This window comes from Clostridium sartagoforme (assembly GCF_004794105.1).
Lineage (GTDB): Bacteria > Bacillota > Clostridia > Clostridiales > Clostridiaceae > Clostridium > Clostridium sartagoforme_B.
In genome coordinates, this window is sequence record NZ_SRYR01000009.1 from 1 (window position 1) to 20,910 (window position 20,910).

Genomic DNA, 20,910 nt, shown 5'->3' on the forward strand with positions numbered 1-20,910 from the left:
TTCTGTTCAGAGCTTAAGCCATTTTATCCACTGGCATAGCCAGTGGTTTTCAATATAAAAAAAAGATAATTTCTGTTCAATACAGAAATCATCTTTTAAATTGGTTTGCTCTTTTTTAGATATCCTCGCCAAAAGGTACAGTTTAATATTAATAGTCTATAGATACCTTTTTAATTTTATAGTATATTATTATTTACATAATCAACTTGCTTAAAGATATACTCTAGTACATTAACGACAATACTATTACCAGCCAACTTGTACAATTTATTATATGTAAAAAATCTTTTGTTCTTACCAATAAAAAAATTATTATCAATTACCTTCTGAAAATCATCTTCATCAAATCCCATTAACATAAAACATTCACGTGGTGTCAAATATCTAAATTTGCTTTTTCCTTCTCTTCCACTATCATATTCAATAACCCCTGAGTTTGGATTTCGATCTTGCTTTGTTGTAATAGTTGATATAATATTTACGTTATAATTATTCCTATAATAGATTTTATCATTTTCCTCAAATATTTTATTTCTAGATGGTGTATCATTGGGTTGACTGTTATTAGCTTCAGTTTTATATAATTCATTATTATAATTAATTTTTAGTATTTCATTAATATGTTTATGTGCAATATTTAATTCTTGTCTATAGAAACCACTACCTAAATCATGATTGGCAAAATAATTTTCAACTAGTATTTTTTCATTAACATTATTACATTTTACGCTTAACATAAATACCCTTTGTCTTTTTTGTGGAATTCCAAAATCTTGCGCATTTAAATTATATACTTTATTATAATACCCCATATCCGCCAATGTATTTTTCCAATCATTAAAATTATCCCTATGAGTTGCGGATAATATATTACTTACATTTTCCATCAATAAAAATTTAGGAAGTTCTAAATTTAAATCTCTTCTTTCAAATAAAATTCTTTCAACTTCCCATAGCATCCCTGATCTATTATCTACATTTCTATTAATACCTGTATTATTTCCATGCCAAGCACCTGCTATTGATAAATCTTGACAAGGGAATGAATATGTAAATAAATCAATTTCTTCTGGTAAATCATTCCCCCTAATATCTGTGATACTAGTTAAATTATTACTTCTCCTAATAGCAGCTAATAAATGTTCTAATTCTATCTTAGACATTCTCTTTAGCCCTGAATTAGTCATTGGTGATTTACCATCACTACTTAATGTATATTCTTTTAAAATATCTACTAATTCATCTTTTGTCATCTCATTATATTCATCTAATACAGGCGGACCATGGTGAATAATATCATAAGCAATAATAGCGTTTATATCCCAATCCATTGTTGCTAAAATTTCATGTTCGATTTCAATATTTTTTAATGCTTTTACTTGGCTTCCAATTCCGCTAAATGATTCTACAACTCTTAACACTATTTTTGTCCTACCCTTCAAAAAAAATCAAACTTCATCTTCATTGTAATTTTATCAAAGTTTCTATAAAAAATCTAATTTCATTATATAGCAATTATGCACTATATCCTTCATCATGAACCTTATCTTTTACCTTTAACAATGTTAGACATTGTTTTACACTAGGAAATTTTCCTGATAACTCCATGTTAGCTGCAATCTTTAATATTGATTGTTCCATAGGTGATATAATATTCCTTTTCATTCCCCAAGTAAGTATATTCCCCCAATATTTTGCACCAAGCTTGTACACTTCCATCTCTACATTTATCTCATTTTCAATTTTTCTATTTTTAGTTTCTTCTTTTATTTCTGTTTTTTCTTCTTCTTTAGGAATCAATGTTCTTAAAAAACTGCTTGTTATTGTCCACTTTTCAGCTTTAGCACGCGTCCAACATAGCTCTTTTTTACACCATTCTGTTACATTCATAGTAAGTTTATCTTTTCTGGTAATAAAATCAAATACCTCTTTAGTTAATATCTCTAATTGCTCCTCTAACTCCTTATATATTTTTTGATTATTCCAAATACGCTTAAAATCAAAAGTCATAGTTGGAGTATTATTTCTAATATAATTGAATATTATTGCTAAACTATAAGTTACAATATTCGCTCTATAGGCTTTAATCTCTTTATACCAACCCAAATTAGAAACTAACTTTTCTGTTTCTTTAAAAATTATACCTACTGAAACTGTTTTTTTGTAATAATACTCATTAAAAAACGCATCTGATTTATTCCACTCTTTATCAATTCTACTAGCAAATTCTCTCATACTATACTGAGCACCTTTACTTACTATATCTGGATGACCATCATAGGTATTCATATACTTTGCTAGATCAACTTTCTTTATAACTTGATTCTTAGGATTTTTTAATAAATATTTCTTTCTTTCAGCCAAGGTTAACTTAATTTGCTCTTGTGTATGCTGCCCTCTAGCACGCTCATAGAACCAAATAGTCTGATATTGATTTCCATCTACCGCTGGTGCAAATATCTTTCTTGAATATTGTTCCATTCTGATATGATAAGGATGATTTGAAAAGAAATCAGCTTCATCCACCTTATTCTGACTATTGGCACAACGTGAAATGACTGGTATTATCTCTTCAGCCTTTTCTGTATCTACAATAGATAACTTCATAGGAACCATAATATTGGAAACATCTTTTTTATCTTGAATCACTGCATTTGCTATTGAGGCTGTAGTTTGTCCACCATTTATTATTTGTAAATCTTTTAACTTAGTAATAACTAATCCATTTTCACCAATTTCATATTCCACTGCTGTCGCTGTTGCTGCAATACCATTATTATACGCAAAAAACATTTCCGGCTTATTTAAAATAGTTGATCTTATTTGCTTGTTAACCTTTCCCCTAATGCTTAAAAATGACCTTACATTACCCTCTAATAACCTTGATCCATACTCAATATATAAATCTGCTAATACATTTCCTGGCACAGCAGTTAAATATGATTTATATTTTTCTTCTTTACAATCCACAGCTAAGATAGATGGAAGTCCATGATCCATATAATCACAAATATTAATCTCTATCGCTTCTTTTTGCATTTTAGACTTAACTAAATTGTAAAACCTAGTTAAATCCCACACATTGACTTCAACATCCTTCCCTTCAATTGGATTAGTTTTAATAGTTTTAACTCTGTTACTTAAAACTTTATCAGTTAATATATAAAACTTAAATTTAGTAATTCTATCAATTCTCTCTTCTATAGTTCTAGCAAATCCATACCCTTCACTACTTTCTTCACATCTAGTCCTTATAAAACCATTTAAAGCATGTATAACATATGTTTCTAATCTTCCATACAGCTTCTCTATCTCTCCATTATTTATAGGTATTAAGTCATCTGAATTTGTAAAATCAGTTATTGCCAATATACAACTTTCATCTGCTTCATCATATGTAAATCCATCTATTTGCATTTTTCTATTTCTATTTCCTGTTGCTTCAAAATAAGTTTCAATAAAATCTTCAAATTCCTCAGCTGTCTCAAGTAACCCTGTTGCATATTTTATAAATTCACTCGTTGGATCACTTATATTTACATCTGCTTCTACTCTTATATCTCCCAGTACCGCTTCTTTATACTCATTTATATTCATAATACTAAATCACCCTTATAAACTTATTAATATTTTCTAATGAAATATCATAACTTACACCTACAACACCTTCAATTAAATCACTTAAAGAGATCCTTGGAAATCCTTCTTTCACTGTATAGATAGTCCTATTTATAAATCTATAATTATAATTATCATACTCTTCTTCACAACTATAACCAACTTCAATAAGCTTTGATTGGAATAAAGACATCATTTCAAATTCTTCAAATATAATTAAGAGTTCGTTAACTAATGAATTCAATCTGATACATCCTTCAACATTTTCATTAGTTGCCTCTAGAGTGTACACTACTAAATTTCCTTCCAGATTTGAATCTAATTGTTCAATTGAACTAATCTTTACTTTTGACGCGCCTTGCCTTACCGTCTTTATTTCGTACCAAGTATCCTTAATTTCATAGTCCTTATGACTTTTGCTAGGCCCGCCCCAAGATATAAGAGCATCCTTTTTCCCATAAGTAATAATCATATAGTCTCTCAAGAATAATAACTCACCAATTAATCCAACAACTTGATTTTCTGTTAATAATTCTGTATTTTGTCTTTTAAACATACTTCTCCATTTATTCCATCTGGCTATAATATAAGCTAAGTATGATGAACACTTTGCATTTCTTGTTGATTCAATGATATCTTCACAAAACTTATAAAAAATTGTTAATTTATCCTTATCTAACAATTTAAATGTAAGATTAACACTAGTTTCATTTTTCTTTCTCAACTCAACTTCTATTGCACTAGATGAATTTACCTTGACAGGTCTTCCCTCTAAATAAATACTCATTGATGGAAAATTATCTTCAGAATATCCTAAATATATATCTACTGGATGATCTTCATCTACGCGCCTATAAGTTCTAGTTAATTTCTCATTCTCAATTTTATCCATTATAAGCATTACTCGTCATCTCCGTAATCATTAAGATCCCCGAATTGTAATAGTTCTCTCTGAATTTTATTTATTTTATATCTTGCATAGTGTGAATTACTTCCAGATAAATTTGGTATCCCAATGCTTAATCCTACTATATCTTCAGATATATTTGTATTTTTAATCTCCTCTGAATCTTCATCTTTTCTTAAATCAACATAATATATTACTAATAGTGGATTTCTTTTTCCATATCTAAAATATGTTTTTTGACTTAGTGTAGATACTTCTTTTTCATTATCCTTCTCATATTCTCTTTTTATCTCTTCTATCTCTTCGGCAGATAAGAAGTATGCACCATCGCTTGGACTACCCAACCTTTTTTTATTTCCTGATAGCTTAATTATTTTATTATCATTATCTAATGAGTATTTTCTTTCTACTTTTTTAATTCCAAAAGTATCAACATAAAAATTTTTCACTGAACTTCCAGAAGCAAATGCAACATCCCATTTATCTAATTCATTTCCTGTGTATGCTTCTATAAACTCTTTTATGCTATCACAATCAAAGCAATTATTCAGTATTGAAACATTATAGTTGCTTAACATTTGTGTAATATAACATTTATCAACATTTCTGAACCCTATTGATTTACCTAATTTTTCTATTTTATAATTATTTAATAAATTTTCTTTCAAAACATTAACTGCTTCTTTATTTAATTCATTCATTGTAATATCGTTATAAATGCATGGAGTTTCAATTACCTCTCCACTAAGTGATATGCAAACTTCCATATTACTTGCTGTTCTCATTTTATTTCTAGCTGTGACTAATAAAGTATTAACATCCGATCTAACTCTGATACCGAACTCTTTTGGAGTTCTCCCAGATTTATTATACTTTTTCAAATCATTTCTTAACTCTTCTGTAGCTCTATTTATTTGTTTATACCACTCTATTCCATCTTCCTCCATCCATATCCTACATAAATCATCATATCCAACTCTATATCCAAACCAACGTCCCATTTGCATTAACGTATCATACATCTTTGAGTTTCTATAAAAATAACTTACTATTAAACCTTCTAAAGTAAGCCCCCTAGATAAACTTAGCCCGCCTATTGCTATTGCTCTTAACCCTACTTCTTCGTATTCTTCATAATTAAGACCGTTACTATTGTCTTTATTTACTGTAGTTGTGATTATTGGAGCTATTGATTTATATAGTTGTTGGGAAATCTCTTTCCAAGTAAACTCTAGATGAGAATATTGCTTTTCAAAAGTCTTATATAGACTTCTAAAATATACACTATTATTTAAGGCCTCACTTGCTGATAAATGTGAAAAAATTCTTGCACTTGCTTGTATCTCTTTTAAATAATTATTTACTAACACAGCAAGAGAATTTTGAATATTGGTAAACCTACTAACATTTATAAGCATAGATCTATGTTTTTTAATATCACCTCTCAAATCTCTTATTACATTTGCCAATAAAAATGTCTCTATAGCCTCTATCATATCTGATGGCATTGCATCTAATACATGACCATTTTTATGCTTATATGGAATATGTAGCTCAATTGCGTCTTTATCTATTTTCCTAAGCATTCCTCTATGTTCTCCATCTTCTCCAAAAATATCTCTAGCTCCAATATAATTACTTGGTGCATTCAAACAATAAATGTAATCTTTTGGGAATAAATCCTCATTTTTCATGGAATCATTTGATTCTGGATCAATGAATATATTAGCAAAAGGTGTTGCAGTAAAACCTACATAGCTTGCTCTTTTAAACATTGCTAATAACTCTCGTATTTTACCATTAATAGTTGTTGGGTTTTGATCTTCATTATTAGTATTTACAGATGCATTATCTGATTCGTCATCAACAACTAGTATTGAACTATCAATTTTATCTTCTCCATTTGCATTAAACATTTTCAACCACTTATTTAAATTTCTTAAAGTAGAAACATTTTTCTTGATTACAAAAACCATTGGTTGATTTACTTGTCCAATTTTAATCCCAACTGTATTAGCTAGATTAGTTTTAAAATCAAATTCTGTTGTTGTAAAAACAACTGGATATACACTTGGATTATAATTTCCTACACCTATAATATTATCATTCTTTCCTTTCATCAACGCTTGACTATCCATACCAACAAAGCCTTCATCTATTCTTAATTGTGTCTGCTTTCTAAGCTTCTCAATAACTCCTGTCAATAATACAATGACTTTATATCCTGAATCTGCAGCCTTACATATTAATCCTGTATAATTTGATGTTTTTCCTGATTGAACATCACCAATAATCAATCCTCTTCTTTGAAACTTTCCTTCTATCTCTGGATTTCCTAAAAGATCTGTTAGGTTATCTAACATCTCATCCATAGTGTTAACCACATTAGGTGCAAAATGTTTCTCTTCTATTAAATACTTACTATATCTATCCCAGTAAGCCATACTTAATTCTGCCTTTTTACTTAGAAACCACTTTTGATGTCTCTCTTCTCCTTCTAAAACATAGCCTTTACTTAGCTTTATAGATCTTTCAGCAGTAATTCTATTTTTAACGTACTTTTTATCTTCTTCTGTTATCTTTCCGATTAACATTGGCATCATAGAATACTGTTCAATATACGTATCAATAATATCCTCTTCTTCAGTCTTTTCATTAATAATTGTTGTTAAAACCAAACTATATAAAAATTGTTTTGGATCATTATTCAATCTCATATACCCCCTTAATTTTATTTATTATATTATTATAATTACAATATGGTTCAGTACTAATAAAAGCCTTCGCTATAACTTTATAGTCCATTCCATTTTCTTTTGCATACTCTACTTGCTCTTTTACCTGCGTATATAACTCCTCTATTCTTTCCTCATCTTCTGCTGATTGTTCTACCACTTTTCCTTTCGCTACATCAACATATAAACTTGTTATAGGAAACCCTTCTTCTAATTGTGTAATAACCTCATTTAGATACTTTATTTGCTTCAAATTAAGCGACGCCTCTAAAATCTTTAGTTGTGGAATATCCCTGTTTACTCTATATTCATAACAATTATCTCTAACTTCAATACGTTCCCATATATGGTTTATATCTGTAGATTTAGTTTTTCTTCCCCTATATGTATGAACAGCCTCACTTCCCCCTACTGCTTCAATTACACAATTATATAAATTCCTTTTTATAATATCCGGTAAATTAGCAGAACTCTTTTTAATGTCAATATTCCACATATAATCTAAATCACTTGGTATATCAACCATTACTCTTGCTAATTTACTTAGTTCGTCTTTTCTCTCTAACCTGAACCAGGTTCCCCATATAATAAGTCTTTCATTCCTATAAATATAAAATCCTTGCTCGTTTCTTAGACTTTCTTTGCTCCCTACCTTTTCGATATCTTTCAATGTTAGCTTATTTAAATGTGGTAATATATATGGTTTTACTACTATATTAAATCCATTAATATTAACATTTTGACTTCTCTTAATTTGAGTTCCTTTATGATAACTTAAAAATGGATCCCTACCATCAATCTTTTTATTGTTAACGGAAATTTCAACCTTTCTTTCAAGAAATCTATGAAATACCAATGACAAATGATTAATCATACTATCAATTTTATTAGTTAACGTTTTATGTAAATCATTAGTTGATTCCTCAATTCTATCAAATTGTTCTAATAATACATATGTTCCTGTTTCAACATCATTAAACATTTCAATTTCAGGGAATAATTTCACTTCTTGATTAGTGTATCCAATCATAGACCAAGAAGCATTTTTAATTATATAGTCTAAATCCCATGAATAACATGAAATTTGTCCATCTTTCTTGCTAACTACAATCAATTTTCTACATTGAGATAATGAAGCCGATTTCAACCCTAATCCAAATCGTCCTAAATCTGTTTCAGCTCTCTTCTCTAATGGATTTTTACTTCCATATCTCATAGCTTCTTCAAGCTCACTTTTATTCATTCCGCACCCATTATCAAAGATAATAACATAAGGCTTGTTTCCTAATGAAACTTTAATATCTATTTTATTAGCATTTGCACTTATGCTATTATCAACAATATCAGCAATAGCAGACTCAAAAGAATAACCTAATGATCTCATTGATTCAATTAAACTCGGTGCAAATGGAATACTTTCTTTACTAAACATCATTATCCATCCTTCCAATAAATTTTCTTTAATCTAACCCTGAAATCTCTGTATATTTTAATTTATCATATGTTTTATAATTCAATAATAAGTGGCTTATTATGCAACCTACTTCCAAATTATCCAAATTTTATTTATATGTCTATTATACTATATTTTTAATATTCTAGCACTATTCCCCAACAGTTTGCATAACAATATTTGATTAAAAACTATCATAATATACCATAATCTAAAAATAGCATTCTATAATTTAGTATAGGAATATATTCAGAGTTAATACTTCTTATCACTCAATATACTCCTGTATTAATAATCTAAGATAGAACCTTTCTAATCAAACAAGCAAGATACCTAAATGCCACAATCAATGCCCATTCATTTAAATTATAAAATAGATTATTCCATTCTTTGATTCTTCAAACTTAAGTTCAGACAAAGAAACCCAGAATTATAGTTTTTCAAAAGCAAATTCTTCTCCACCTCCACTTTATTTTGCTTATGAATGTCGAAATATAATTCTAACTTCCCTATGTAATTTAGATTTTCGATTATTTAATTAAATTACCTAATTCCAATAACATATTTAAAACTGTTGCTATTCCTCTGATTCTCCATAGCATTATATTTTCTCTTAAGGTATTCTTATACTGTCCCATGACCTTTTTAGATTATGTTAAATATATTTGTGTGAAAATAGTTATTGGAAGTCGTACACTTAATAGCATTTGTGAATATAACAATCATTTAAATGGATCACTAATAAAGAATATTATTACTAATTCAAAAATCATTGTTAATAGCACACCGTCTTAGTGTTTTTCTCATTTATATCATAGGATTTTTTAAATAGTCCTGCAAATATTAATACTCCTGACATTCCTACTGTAACACAAGAGGCTATTCCTTTAAAAAGTAATACCATTGCAAATATTATTGCTACTGAATTTCCTAGTAGTGGCTTAAATCACTTTTTTGACATTTATACAAAATATATGTATAATAAATTGTTGTACGAACTATAAATTTGTATTTATGAAAATTATTCGTATATAGTGGAGGTAAAAATGGATAACGTATTTGATTATGAAGATATACAACTAATACCAGCGAAATGCATAGTAAACAGTCGTTCTGAATGTGATACATCTATAACTTTTGGAGGAAGGACTTTCAAATTACCTGTAGTTCCTGCAAATATGCAAACAATTATAGATGAAAAAATTGCAACTTATCTAGCTGAAAACGGATATTTTTATATAATGCACCGTTTTAAGCCAGAGAGAAGAATAGAATTTATTAGAGATATGAAAGCGAAAAACCTATTTGCCTCTATAAGTGTTGGAGTTAAGGATGAAGAATATTCATTTATTGAACAATTAGAGGCAGAAAATCTTTCACCTGAATATATAACAATCGATATTGCTCATGGACATTCTAATGCAGTTATTAATATGATTCAACACATAAAAAAGCATTTACCTGAAAGTTTTGTTATTGCAGGAAATGTAGGAACACCAGAAGCTGTAAGAGAACTAGAAAATGCTGGTGCAGATGCTACAAAGGTAGGGATTGGTCCTGGAAAAGTATGTATTACTAAAATTAAAACAGGCTTTGGAACAGGAGGTTGGCAATTAGCTGCACTTCGTTGGTGTTCAAGAGCTGCAACTAAGCCAATTATTGCAGATGGAGGTATTCGTACTCATGGGGATATAGCTAAATCAATTAGATTTGGTGCTTCTATGGTTATGATAGGTTCACTATTTGCTGGGCATGAAGAATCTCCAGGTGAAACTATAGAAAGAGACGGAAAGCTTTATAAAGAATACTTTGGTTCGGCTTCTGAATTCCAAAAAGGTGAAAGAAAGAATGTTGAAGGAAAGAAAATGTTTGTTGATTATAAAGGTTCCTTAAAAGATACCTTAATAGAAATGCAACAAGACCTTCAATCATCTATTTCCTATGCAGGAGGCAAAAAACTAGATGCAATAAGAACTGTTGATTATGTAGTTGTTAAAAATTCGATTTTCAATGGTGACAGAATATATTAGAATCAATGGAAACAAAATAAATCTACTACTAATATTTAAACTAGTAGTAGATTTATTTTTTATTATAAATAATTCTTATATAATAAAATATAGCTCTTAAGGTACCTTTTAATAAGGCTTATATATAACTTATTAGCAACATAATATTTAAAACAGTCACTATTCCTCCAATTGTCCATAGCATTATATTTTCTCTTAAGGTATTCTTATACTCTCCCATAACCTTTTTAGATGATGTTAAAAATATTTGAGTGAAAATAGTTATTGGAAGTTGTACACTTAATAGCATTTGTGAATATAACAATCCTTTGAATGGATCAGTAATAAAGAATATTATTACTAATGCCAAAATCATTGTTAATAGTACACCTATCTTAGTGTGTTTCTCCTTTATATCATAGGATTTTTTAAATAATCCTGCAAATATAGATCCACCTGCCATTCCTGCGGTAACACAAGATGCTATTCCTGCAAAAAGTAATGCTATTGCAAATATTATCGCTGCCGAATTTCCTAATAATGGTTTTAATAATTCTTGTGCTTGTTCAAGTTCTGTTACTGAAATATTATTTCTAAAGAATGTTATTGATACAAGAACCATTGCACTATTAATAATAAAACCTATTATCATAGATAAAATTGTATCCATGTATTCATATTTTAATTGACTCTCCATAATAGACTTATCTTTAAGATTCCACTTTCTACTTTGAATTACTTCAGAATGTAAGAATAAGTTATGTGGCATAACTACTGCTCCTAATACACTCATTATTATTGGAAGAGAACCTTTTGGAATAGACGGTGTTACCCACCCTTTAACAGCTTCTCCCCAATTAACATTGGCTAAAACAGCTTCAAATATAAATGAAATTCCAATTAATGATACGAATCCAATTATAATTTTTTCTATCTTTTTGTATGAATTTGAAAATAGCATAAATATAATAAATACTGATGCCAGTAATGATCCTAATTTTATAGGAATATTAAAAAGCATTTTCAGACCAATAGCAGCACCTAAAATTTCTGCCATTGCTGTTCCTATTGCTGCTAATATTGCTGTTGAAGTTATTATTTTAGCTATAGCAGGCTTTATGTATTCGCTTATGGCTTCTGAAATACATAGACCTGTAACTATCCCTAAATGTGCTGCATTATGTTGCAATATTATCAGCATTATTGTTGATAATGTTACTATCCATAATAATTTATACCCATATTCAGATCCTGCTGAAATATTAGATACCCAATTTCCTGGATCTATAAATCCAACTGTTACTAATATTCCTGGTCCTACAAATTTAAAAAATTCCTTTCCACTAAACTTTTTGTTTTCTTCTATAAAATTATTTTTCATCCTATTTTTCGTAATAAATCACCTTCTTTATTATTAATTATAGTATTTTCATATAAAATTACAACTTTGTATTATTATTACTTAGTACATCTATTAATATTAATGATTAATATAAAAAATAAGCTAATAGTCTTTTAATAACTACTAGCTTATTTAAAACAAATTTATGACTTTGTAATTCAATTATTCTATAGAATGAATTTATATATATTAAATAATATTTAAATTATATCAACTTTTTGTTCTATTATATCTCTTCAAATTTAACTTATGATAATACCTTCCTTACTACTCTATCAAAATACCTAGCCGCCACAATCAAAGCCTCTTCATCTAAATTATAAGATGGATGATGCCATTCCTTACTTCCTCCAACTCCCATCCATACAAAATAGCCTGGGATTTTAGTTTGATATAAGGCAAAGTCCTCACCACCTGCACTTTGTTTAGCTTCTACAACCTTATATCCTAGTTCTGTTGCAGCTTCAGTAACTACTTTAGTATATTTTTCATCATTATAGACTGATGCTGCATAGGGATACCATCTAAAGTCTACTTTTGCACCAAAGGCTGATGCTATTCCTTCTACATTTCTTTTCATTAAATTAGGAATAATATCACGAACATCATTTTGGAATGTTCTTACTGTACCTTCAAGTTCAGCTTTTGAAGGTATTACATTCCAAGTGTTACCTGCTTGAAATCTTGTTATACTTATAGCTACATTGCTAAATGGAGTTAGGTTACGACTTACAACTGTTTGCAAACTGGAAACTATTTGGCTTGCTACTACAATAGGATCAATACTGTTATCTGGAATACCAGCATGTCCACCTACTCCAATTATATCTATTTCAAATCTATCTACACTTGCCATAAGTGCTCCTGATTTTATACCTATTGTACCTACTGGAAGATCTGGTTTGTTATGCATTCCAAATATGGCTTCTACATTATCAAGGGCTCCTGCCTTAATAATAATATCTGCCCCTTTTGCATTTTCTTCTGCTGGTTGAAATATAATTCTAACTTTACCATGTAATTCAGATTTTCTCTCATTTATAAGAATAGCTGCTCCTAAAATTGATGAAGTATGAAAATCATGACCACAAGCATGCATTACTCCTAAATTCTTAGATGCAAAGTCTAAACCTGTTTCTTCTACAATTGGAAGAGCATCAATATCAGCTCTTAAAGCTATAGTTGGACCAGGGTAGTCCCCTTCTATTTCAGCAACCACTCCTACTTCTAGTGGTAAATCTAAAATTTTAATATTTTCCTCTTCTAGCCACTTACGAATACGCTTTGTTGTTTCATATTCCTTCATAGATAGTTCAGGATGCTCATGTAATTCACGTCTATACTTAATTAATTTTTCACTTAATTTCTTTTCATTTATAGATAATGTCATTGTGTACCTCCTCTCTGCTTTTGGTACAATTTATCTTAAGAATTTTTGTCATTCTTATTCATCTATTTAAATATCTATAAGTATTTCTTACTTTATCATATTCTTACATATACTAAAAATTGCTATATCTCTTTTCTCTTTATATTCTTATTTATTCTATATACAATGTTTTTTCTTTTATATTTTTACACTAGTGAAGTAAGACGTCAGTTTTTTACTAAACAAAAATATAGTATTTTATAATAATAAAATTGATATATAATCCTTCCTAATATCCCTACTCCAATATAGTCCTTTTTAGTTCAATCTCATCCCTTTAAAGTTCAGTATATTTTTTGCTTGTTCCTTTAGCCTTTTCTACTGGATATTTCTTTTCATTTTTGTCCATTTTCTTATCCATTATTTCCTCTATATTAACACCTAAAGAATCTGCCATATGTAAGCAATAAATCATAACATCTGCTAATTCTTCACATACTTCTTCTTTATCGTAATTATCATCCCAAAGGAAATGCTCTAATAACTCTCCAGATTCAATGCTTATTGCCTTTGCTAAATTAGCAGGAGTATGAAACTTAGACCATTCTCTATCATCTCTAAATTTTCTTATTCTATTTTTCAATTCTTCCATTTATATTCTCTCCCTTTTTAACTCTAGTTTACTATTTTTTACTTATTAAAAATAATCTTTTCTTTGATAGTTTTTAATCTATTAAGACTTTTTCATATAAAATTCTATCTTTATAAATACAATTCTCCTTTAAGAACTATAATAGCTTCTCCACTTAATTTCACTCTATTATTTTTTTATTCATCTTCTTCCTCCAAAGGTTATTTTATAGTATATATTCCATTAAATAAGTTCATATTTGTTAATATTTTATTGTAGCTTTATTTCTATTAGATTAAAATTAAAGAACATATATAATCAAATTCTAATATTTCACTTTCATACATATCTAATAAAAATTCTATTACTGCCTCAGAATTATTACCTATAATCCTTGAAAAAATTACAATATAATCTTTTACATCTTGGATACTAATTTCTTTTTTTATATTAATATAATATCTTAAAAATACAGCATGTCTTATTAATAGGTATTCCAATATAATCATTTCAAAAGAAATAATCATCTCTTCTAAATCATCACTAACACAACTACTTAAAACTTTTGATACGATGCAGTTTTCGATTAAATTATCATATTCTTTAAATAAATCCTTAAATTCTTTCCAATTCTTAACAAACTTTTCTATATTAATTTCTTCAGTAAATTTATAAATATCCTTTAAAGCTTCCTTAAAACTAGGGACATTTCTATAGTTTTCTATTATATCTATAAATAATGAATTTACTTCTTTTAAGTATTCTATAGTATCTTTATTTTCATAGTCTTTATATTTATTTAATTCTTCTTTTATATAATTTTTAGATTTATAATTATCTAAAAACTCTATTAAGTTTTCATAAGTTAAATCATCATTATCAAGCATATTAAAAAGCATATCATAAGAAAGAATAAGTTTATTTTCTATCCTTATGTCTTCTTTTTGAAGTATATTAACTAAACTCTCCCTTATTTTTAAACAACCTAAATCTTCAATATAAGAGAGAGAATTATTAGACTCTATATAAATTTTTTCTTCCATATGGCTAATTATATTAACTACCTCAGGACAAGAACATGATAAAGTAAGCTCTTTTACATCTTCAAAATCATTTTCTATTCTAGGAAAGCTCCTACAAGTCAAAGATAAATATTCATCTCCATGATCTGTAACTATATTACATAATCCTTCATTACTTAAGAATGGACACACTCCATTTGTTTCTTTCTTAATTAAAAATTTATTTTTCCCATGACCTTTTATAAACCTTACATTATCTAAAAGATACTTAAGATCTTTATTTTCTCTCCATTTATTATAAGTCTTAGTATCTACATTAATATCCCAACCAGTACAACAAGTGAAGTTGCATTTATCTGCTATACACTTAAATTTATCGTATTCTTTTATCTTTAAAATATTTTCTATTTTGTTCATATAATAACTCCAACTTCAAATTCAGTCTTTATGGATTTAATTTTTCTATTTCTTCTTTAGTTAAAGCTCTCCACTTTCCTGGTTCTATTCCCTTAGAAAGTATGCTTACTATCCTTATTCGTTCTAATTTAATAACATTATATCCTAAAGTTTTGCACATTCTTCTTATTTGTCTGTTTAACCCTTGAGTTAAAATTATATTGAATGTATTATTATCTACTCTTTCTACTTTACAAGGTCTTGTAACTGTTCCTAGTATATTAACACCATTTGACATTTTATAAATAAAGTCATCATCAAAGTCTTTATCTAAAGTTACTATATACTCCTTTTCATGATAACTTTCTGAAGATAATATTTTATTCGCAAGATCTCCATCATTAGTCATTAATATAAGCCCCTCAGAATCTTTATCTAATCGTCCAACTGGAAAAACATATTCCTCATAGTTTAAAAAATCAATTATATTATCTTTTATTTCTCTTGATGAAGTACAAACTATTCCTTTAGGTTTATTTAATGCTATATATACCCTTTCCTTTTGCTTAACTTTTTCTCCATCTAATAATATATCATCACTTTCTTCAACCCACTGTCCTTGCTCACAGAGTTTTCCATTAACCATTATTCTTTTATCTTCAATTAATCTACTTACTTCTTTTCTTGAGCAATATCCATAGTTGCTTAATAGTTTATTTATTCTCAAAACTACATATCCTTTCTATTTACGAAAATTATCTTATCTACACTTTTCTTTATATTACATAATTTTTTATTTTTACTTTTATTTCAATTTAAGATAGTCAATCTTAATATGAAAATTCCCTAATCATAATAACATATTTCAAAATATATAAAAATCATTCACTATTCTAATATCTCAACAAATTTTGTAGAAGCTATTTAAAAGTAGCTACTAAATTAACAGGTAAAAATCTGCTAATTGTAGCTACTTTTTCTTATTACTTTATTATAACAGTGTTTTAGCAAATTCCATGTTGTCAAATTCATTTTCTTTTATATATTCTAATGAATCAATTAAATAACTTTTGTGATGTTCTATAGTTTTAGAGAAAACTTGAATAAATTCAACTATGCTTTCTTTAGATTCCTCTTTATTATGTAGATATTTCCCAACAAGATAAAATCTAATAAATGAATATCTTGTTAAAAGCATAATATATCCATCAAATATTGATTCAGATTCAGTAAATGGGAAAATATTATTGTATATGAAATTTACTAAGTAATTTTCAAAAATATAGCTATTATTACTAATAAATTTTTCATTATAATCTTCAAATGCTTTTATGTATAATCTTGAATCTTTACTTATTTCAACATTTTTATCAAAATTAAATCCAGCTATAATTTGCTTTGTATATTCTTTAAAAGTACGGCTGTCCACCTTTTTAGATACATTTAAAAGTTCCAACATTTTTTTAAAAAAATCAATTTGAATAAGATAATTTAATTGATTTTTTTCATAACAATCATTAACTAGATTTATATTATATTTTTTAATAAACTTAGGTACATTGTTAAAATTATCGTTGATTTCGTCCACTAATTTATTTATAAAATCACCTAATATATAAAGTCTTTCACTTAAATTTAATTTTCTATTTTGAAGTATTTTAATGCTAAGAGCTCTAATTTCTTTAAAGTACTTTATTGGTGAATTATTATATTTTTTAGATTTAGTATCTATCTCACTTGATATTATATGTTTTCCTAAGCTTTCTTCACTTTCTTCAAACTTAATTCCATCTTCCTTTAACAAAAGAATTCTTGCAGCTTCATGGCAGGCTACATCAAGGGACATTTCATAATAACCATCTATTTTATTAATTATTCTAGGAAAAGATGTACAAACATTTGAAAGATATTCTTCTCCAAGCTTAGAATAAATAATGCAATAATTTTCTTCATCCAAAAAAGGGCACCTTTTATCACCCTTTAATTTTACTTTTCCATAATCCACATCATAACTTGTACAATATTCATTATTATGAACATTTTTTTGAAACATTCTTTTCATTTCTTTGTCTTGAACTTTATAATATTGTCTAAAGGTAGTCTTATCTATATCTATATCCCAACCAATACAACAGCTATCTTTGCAATTTCCACCTATACACTTAAATTCTTTAAAATATCCTGGGTATCTCATTTTTACATTTTGTCCCATAGTATAACTTCCTTTTCAAATAAATTACTTAAACTTTTCTAATTACACATTTATTTTACTACAGTATTTTAACTTTGTCAGATATACCTTAACTTCTAGGTATTATAAATAAAATACAATATTTTTTTATATTTTTTAATCCAATACTTTTTAAGTATGAGTTTAATATAATGAAAATACTCACTTATATTGAGGTGAAAAATTAATTTTAATATTTATAATTAAAAGCAGTATTAAACCTCTATTTGAGCATACTATCTTTAAAAGAGGTGTAAAATTTGAAGTATATTATATTTGATTTAGAATTTAATCAAAGTTCTAATAAAGAAGATAGGGTTCACCAATTACCTTTTGAAATAATACAAATTGGAGCTTTAAAACTTGATGAAGACTTTAAAACTATTTCAACTTTTAATGAATTAGTAAAGCCTTCTGTCTATAAAACAGTTCTTCCTTACATTCAAGATTTAACGAAAATTACTAATGAAATAGTTTCTACTGCTAAAAATTTTATAGATATTTATTATGACTTTATAAACTTTATTGGAAAAGAAGATACTATATTTATTATTTGGGGAATTGTAGATTTAAGAGAATTACATAAAAACATTATTTACTTCAATCTTTCCACTGAAAATCTCCCTAAACTTTTTATAGATATTCAAGATTATACTAGCAAATATTTTAAAGTTCCTGGTGGGAAAAGGATTGGATTAAGAAATGCATTAGATTTTTTAAGTATAGATATAAGCTCTGAATTTCATAACGCTTTTAATGATGCTTGTTATACGGCTGAAATATTTAAAAAATTATATAATGATTTAATAAAGCCAAAAATTTATATAAATACACCTATTAGAATAAAGGCAGAGCCTAAGAAAATAGTTAATTATGACTGCTTGATTCTTCAAATTGAAAAAATGTATAATAAAAAATTAACCTCTGAAGAAATAGGCATGATAAAATTAGCTTACAATATGGGTAAAACTAATCAATTTCTTGTATCTATAGAGAAAAGAAAGTAACTTAAAACTTAACCTCTAAATATAGATATAAATCTTTCACATTTCTTTATTCTTCTCTACACTAAGTTGTTTAGGTCCTTAAAATTTAATTATTAAGTAACACTACTAAGAGTCGCTAATATACTACTAATGATGAAGCTTATACCAGTATCAATATAAAGGAGTATCATATGTATACTAACCAATATTTCTTTTGTCCCTATCCCATGAATCAAGATGCTTATCTCTCCTTCAATTCATCCTGGAGAAACATAACACAAAAATTTGCATCCTTTAGTGGCACAGTTACAATGATTGAAGATTTTTACACAGGTCAAAATGATTCATCAATGGGATGTTATAAATTTATGTCGCTAGAAAACGTGGACATGGGGATTGCAAATTTTATAATTTCTCCGGAAACTTACTTTGTAAATCATGCAGTGATTGAGTTAGGCGACAAAGTAACCGGATTTTATGATGCAAATGCACCTATCCCCCTTATTTATCCTCCACAATATCGTGCAATTGTTATGTCTAAAAACACAGAATCTGAAAATGTTACTGTAGACTATTTTAATAGTGAACTTATAAGCAGCGATGGAAATTTAAAACTAAACATTGCCCCATCTACAGAGGTAATTCTAACAAATGATCAGATTTTTAATAGATACCCTGGAAATAGAAACCTAATTGTTGTTTATGGCTCTACAACATTTAGCATCCCTGCTCAAACTACTCCATATAAAATCATCGTTCTTTGCTAAATCAAAATATGTTATATTAGTTTATGCAATTAATTTATATCCTAGCCTTTCTAATAATAAAACTTTTCTTTTTGGTACGGTTCATTATTCTCGATTCTAAAATAATAACCCAGGACAAACTATTTCTGTATCGTCCTGGGTTTAATAGTAGAGTACCCGCTTAAATACTAGAACCCTCCACTATCATTTATATAAATTCTTAACTATAGTAACATTTTTTCTATTTTATTGTACATAATTTATATAGTTTTCAATTAATAATCTACATCTATAGTTTTATATTATTATAAAATAAAAATAATTCTTTAGTAAATTATCTAAATTGAAAGAATCGATCTTTTAATATAAATATAAGTTGTTTAGATACCTTGATATATTAATTATTTTCAATACTAAATAAAACTTCATAAAATGTAAAAACTTAATTACACCTTATATATTAATTATATTTTATAGTTATGCAAATTTACAATATTAGCCTTATCAGCAAATCCTGCATTAAACCATGGAAATTCTTTATTTACATTTTCTATTGATTTCGATAGCCATCTAACATAAGGGTCATATATATAATTTATTAAATTCTCGTCCTCTATGCGATAATAAGGACATAAGTCAAATTCTCTTGCTCCCAATAACGTTACCCCAGAGAAATGGTAAAATAATAGAGGTGAATCATCTAAATACACTACATTGTTCTTTTTTGAGACTTTATAATTTTTTATATTCCACAATGCAGCATTTGCTCCAATAGATTTTACTATATGAACATTTTTAAATATATTAGGCCAATCTTCTACATACCTTTGGTCTCCAAAGGTTTTATTAACTACATCATATTCAATGGTACATTTTTTTAAGCATCTATCTTCCCATAGTTTTACTGCAGCTTTTGCTTCATTATTATTTTTAAATCCCACAAATCCTGTATTATATAATCCGCTTAATTCATAATAGTGCCTAAATTCTTCTGAGTTTCTATGATCTATAAGAAAAATTGATGCCTCAGGATTCTCATTAAAAATATGATCTAAGTCAGAAAAAAAGAATAAATCTGCATCTACATGTGCATAATATTCTGCATTGTCATATTTATTAACAATATAATATAAAAAAATAGGCTTTAGTGTCCAACAATATTCATGAAATATTCTATTAGACTTAGCTATTTCTAAATCGTGATTGTTTTCCTCTATATCCTTTAGTTGTACTAAAATTATATTTTTAAAAGCTATTTTATTTAGTATATTGTAAACAGAGTCATCCATACATAGAATAAACAACTTAAAATCACTACAATAGTTTTCTAAAGAAACATACATTGGTATTAATTTAAATAAATTTGATCCCGATAATATCATTGATAAATGATATTTATTCATAGG

The 20,910-nt window shown here is 27.5% G+C and carries 15 protein-coding genes; 3 read left to right on the forward strand and 12 right to left on the reverse strand.

Annotated elements, in window-relative coordinates; genetic code table 11:
* Positions 1-176 precede the first annotated feature (176 nt).
* The 5 genes from dcm to E5347_RS13240 form a co-directional block, all read right to left on the reverse strand.
* Complete coding sequence (gene dcm / locus E5347_RS13220; protein ID WP_136007702.1) at positions 177-1,421, reverse strand: DNA (cytosine-5-)-methyltransferase; 1,245 nt, start codon at positions 1,419-1,421, stop codon at positions 177-179.
* 94 nt (positions 1,422-1,515) lie between these two features.
* Complete coding sequence (locus E5347_RS13225) at positions 1,516-3,597, reverse strand: AIPR family protein (RefSeq protein WP_136007703.1); 2,082 nt, start codon at positions 3,595-3,597, stop codon at positions 1,516-1,518.
* A gap of 4 nt (positions 3,598-3,601) precedes the next feature.
* The gene (locus E5347_RS13230; RefSeq protein ID WP_168354969.1) at positions 3,602-4,510 is read right to left on the reverse strand and encodes a PD-(D/E)XK motif protein; all 909 of its coding nucleotides are present in this window, start codon (positions 4,508-4,510) and stop codon (positions 3,602-3,604) included.
* An 8-nt stretch (positions 4,511-4,518) separates the two neighbouring features.
* The gene (locus tag E5347_RS13235) at positions 4,519-7,236 is read right to left on the reverse strand and encodes a Z1 domain-containing protein (RefSeq protein WP_168354970.1); all 2,718 of its coding nucleotides are present in this window, start codon (positions 7,234-7,236) and stop codon (positions 4,519-4,521) included.
* A complete protein-coding gene (locus tag E5347_RS13240; RefSeq protein ID WP_136007706.1) occupies positions 7,229-8,695 on the reverse strand; it encodes an ATP-binding protein in 1,467 nt (488 codons plus the stop codon). Before E5347_RS13240 ends, E5347_RS13235 begins: the two co-directional genes overlap by 8 nt.
* Positions 8,696-9,759: 1,064 nt before the next feature.
* Here E5347_RS13240 and guaC point away from each other — a divergent pair.
* Positions 9,760-10,743 (forward strand): GMP reductase, encoded by a 984-nt coding sequence (gene guaC / locus E5347_RS13245; RefSeq protein WP_136007707.1) that lies wholly within the window; start codon positions 9,760-9,762, stop codon positions 10,741-10,743.
* A 118-nt stretch (positions 10,744-10,861) separates the two neighbouring features.
* Here guaC and E5347_RS13250 read toward each other — a convergent pair whose 3' ends face one another.
* From E5347_RS13250 to fliB (E5347_RS13275), 6 genes are all read right to left on the reverse strand, one after another.
* On the reverse strand, positions 10,862-12,103 hold the full coding sequence (locus tag E5347_RS13250; protein ID WP_136007708.1) for an Nramp family divalent metal transporter: 1,242 nt from the start codon (positions 12,101-12,103) through the stop codon (positions 10,862-10,864).
* A 268-nt stretch (positions 12,104-12,371) separates the two neighbouring features.
* Positions 12,372-13,514 carry a M20 peptidase aminoacylase family protein gene (locus E5347_RS13255; RefSeq protein WP_136007709.1) on the reverse strand — a complete coding sequence of 381 codons (1,143 nt, stop codon included), beginning with the start codon at positions 13,512-13,514 and terminating at the stop codon, positions 12,372-12,374.
* A gap of 316 nt (positions 13,515-13,830) precedes the next feature.
* A complete protein-coding gene (locus E5347_RS13260) occupies positions 13,831-14,145 on the reverse strand; it encodes a nucleotide pyrophosphohydrolase (RefSeq protein WP_136007710.1) in 315 nt (104 codons plus the stop codon).
* 269 nt (positions 14,146-14,414) lie between these two features.
* Positions 14,415-15,563 (reverse strand): flagellin lysine-N-methylase, encoded by a 1,149-nt coding sequence (gene fliB / locus E5347_RS13265; protein WP_136007711.1) that lies wholly within the window; start codon positions 15,561-15,563, stop codon positions 14,415-14,417.
* A gap of 28 nt (positions 15,564-15,591) precedes the next feature.
* Positions 15,592-16,269: a pseudouridine synthase gene (locus tag E5347_RS13270; protein ID WP_136007712.1), complete on the reverse strand. Its 678-nt coding sequence runs from the start codon at positions 16,267-16,269 to the stop codon at positions 15,592-15,594.
* A 264-nt stretch (positions 16,270-16,533) separates the two neighbouring features.
* Positions 16,534-17,754 carry a flagellin lysine-N-methylase gene (fliB, locus tag E5347_RS13275; RefSeq protein WP_136007713.1) on the reverse strand — a complete coding sequence of 407 codons (1,221 nt, stop codon included), beginning with the start codon at positions 17,752-17,754 and terminating at the stop codon, positions 16,534-16,536.
* A 278-nt stretch (positions 17,755-18,032) separates the two neighbouring features.
* Between fliB (E5347_RS13275) and E5347_RS13280 the strand changes: the two genes are divergently transcribed.
* Both E5347_RS13280 and E5347_RS13285 read left to right on the forward strand, forming a co-directional pair.
* Positions 18,033-18,779, forward strand: coding sequence for a 3'-5' exonuclease (locus E5347_RS13280; protein WP_136007714.1), 747 nt, complete (start codon positions 18,033-18,035; stop codon positions 18,777-18,779).
* A gap of 170 nt (positions 18,780-18,949) precedes the next feature.
* Positions 18,950-19,525: a hypothetical protein gene (locus E5347_RS13285; RefSeq protein ID WP_136007715.1), complete on the forward strand. Its 576-nt coding sequence runs from the start codon at positions 18,950-18,952 to the stop codon at positions 19,523-19,525.
* Positions 19,526-19,968: 443 nt separating this feature from the next.
* Here E5347_RS13285 and E5347_RS13290 read toward each other — a convergent pair whose 3' ends face one another.
* Complete coding sequence (locus tag E5347_RS13290; protein ID WP_136007716.1) at positions 19,969-20,907, reverse strand: putative nucleotide-diphospho-sugar transferase; 939 nt, start codon at positions 20,905-20,907, stop codon at positions 19,969-19,971.
* Positions 20,908-20,910: the final 3 nt, after the last annotated feature.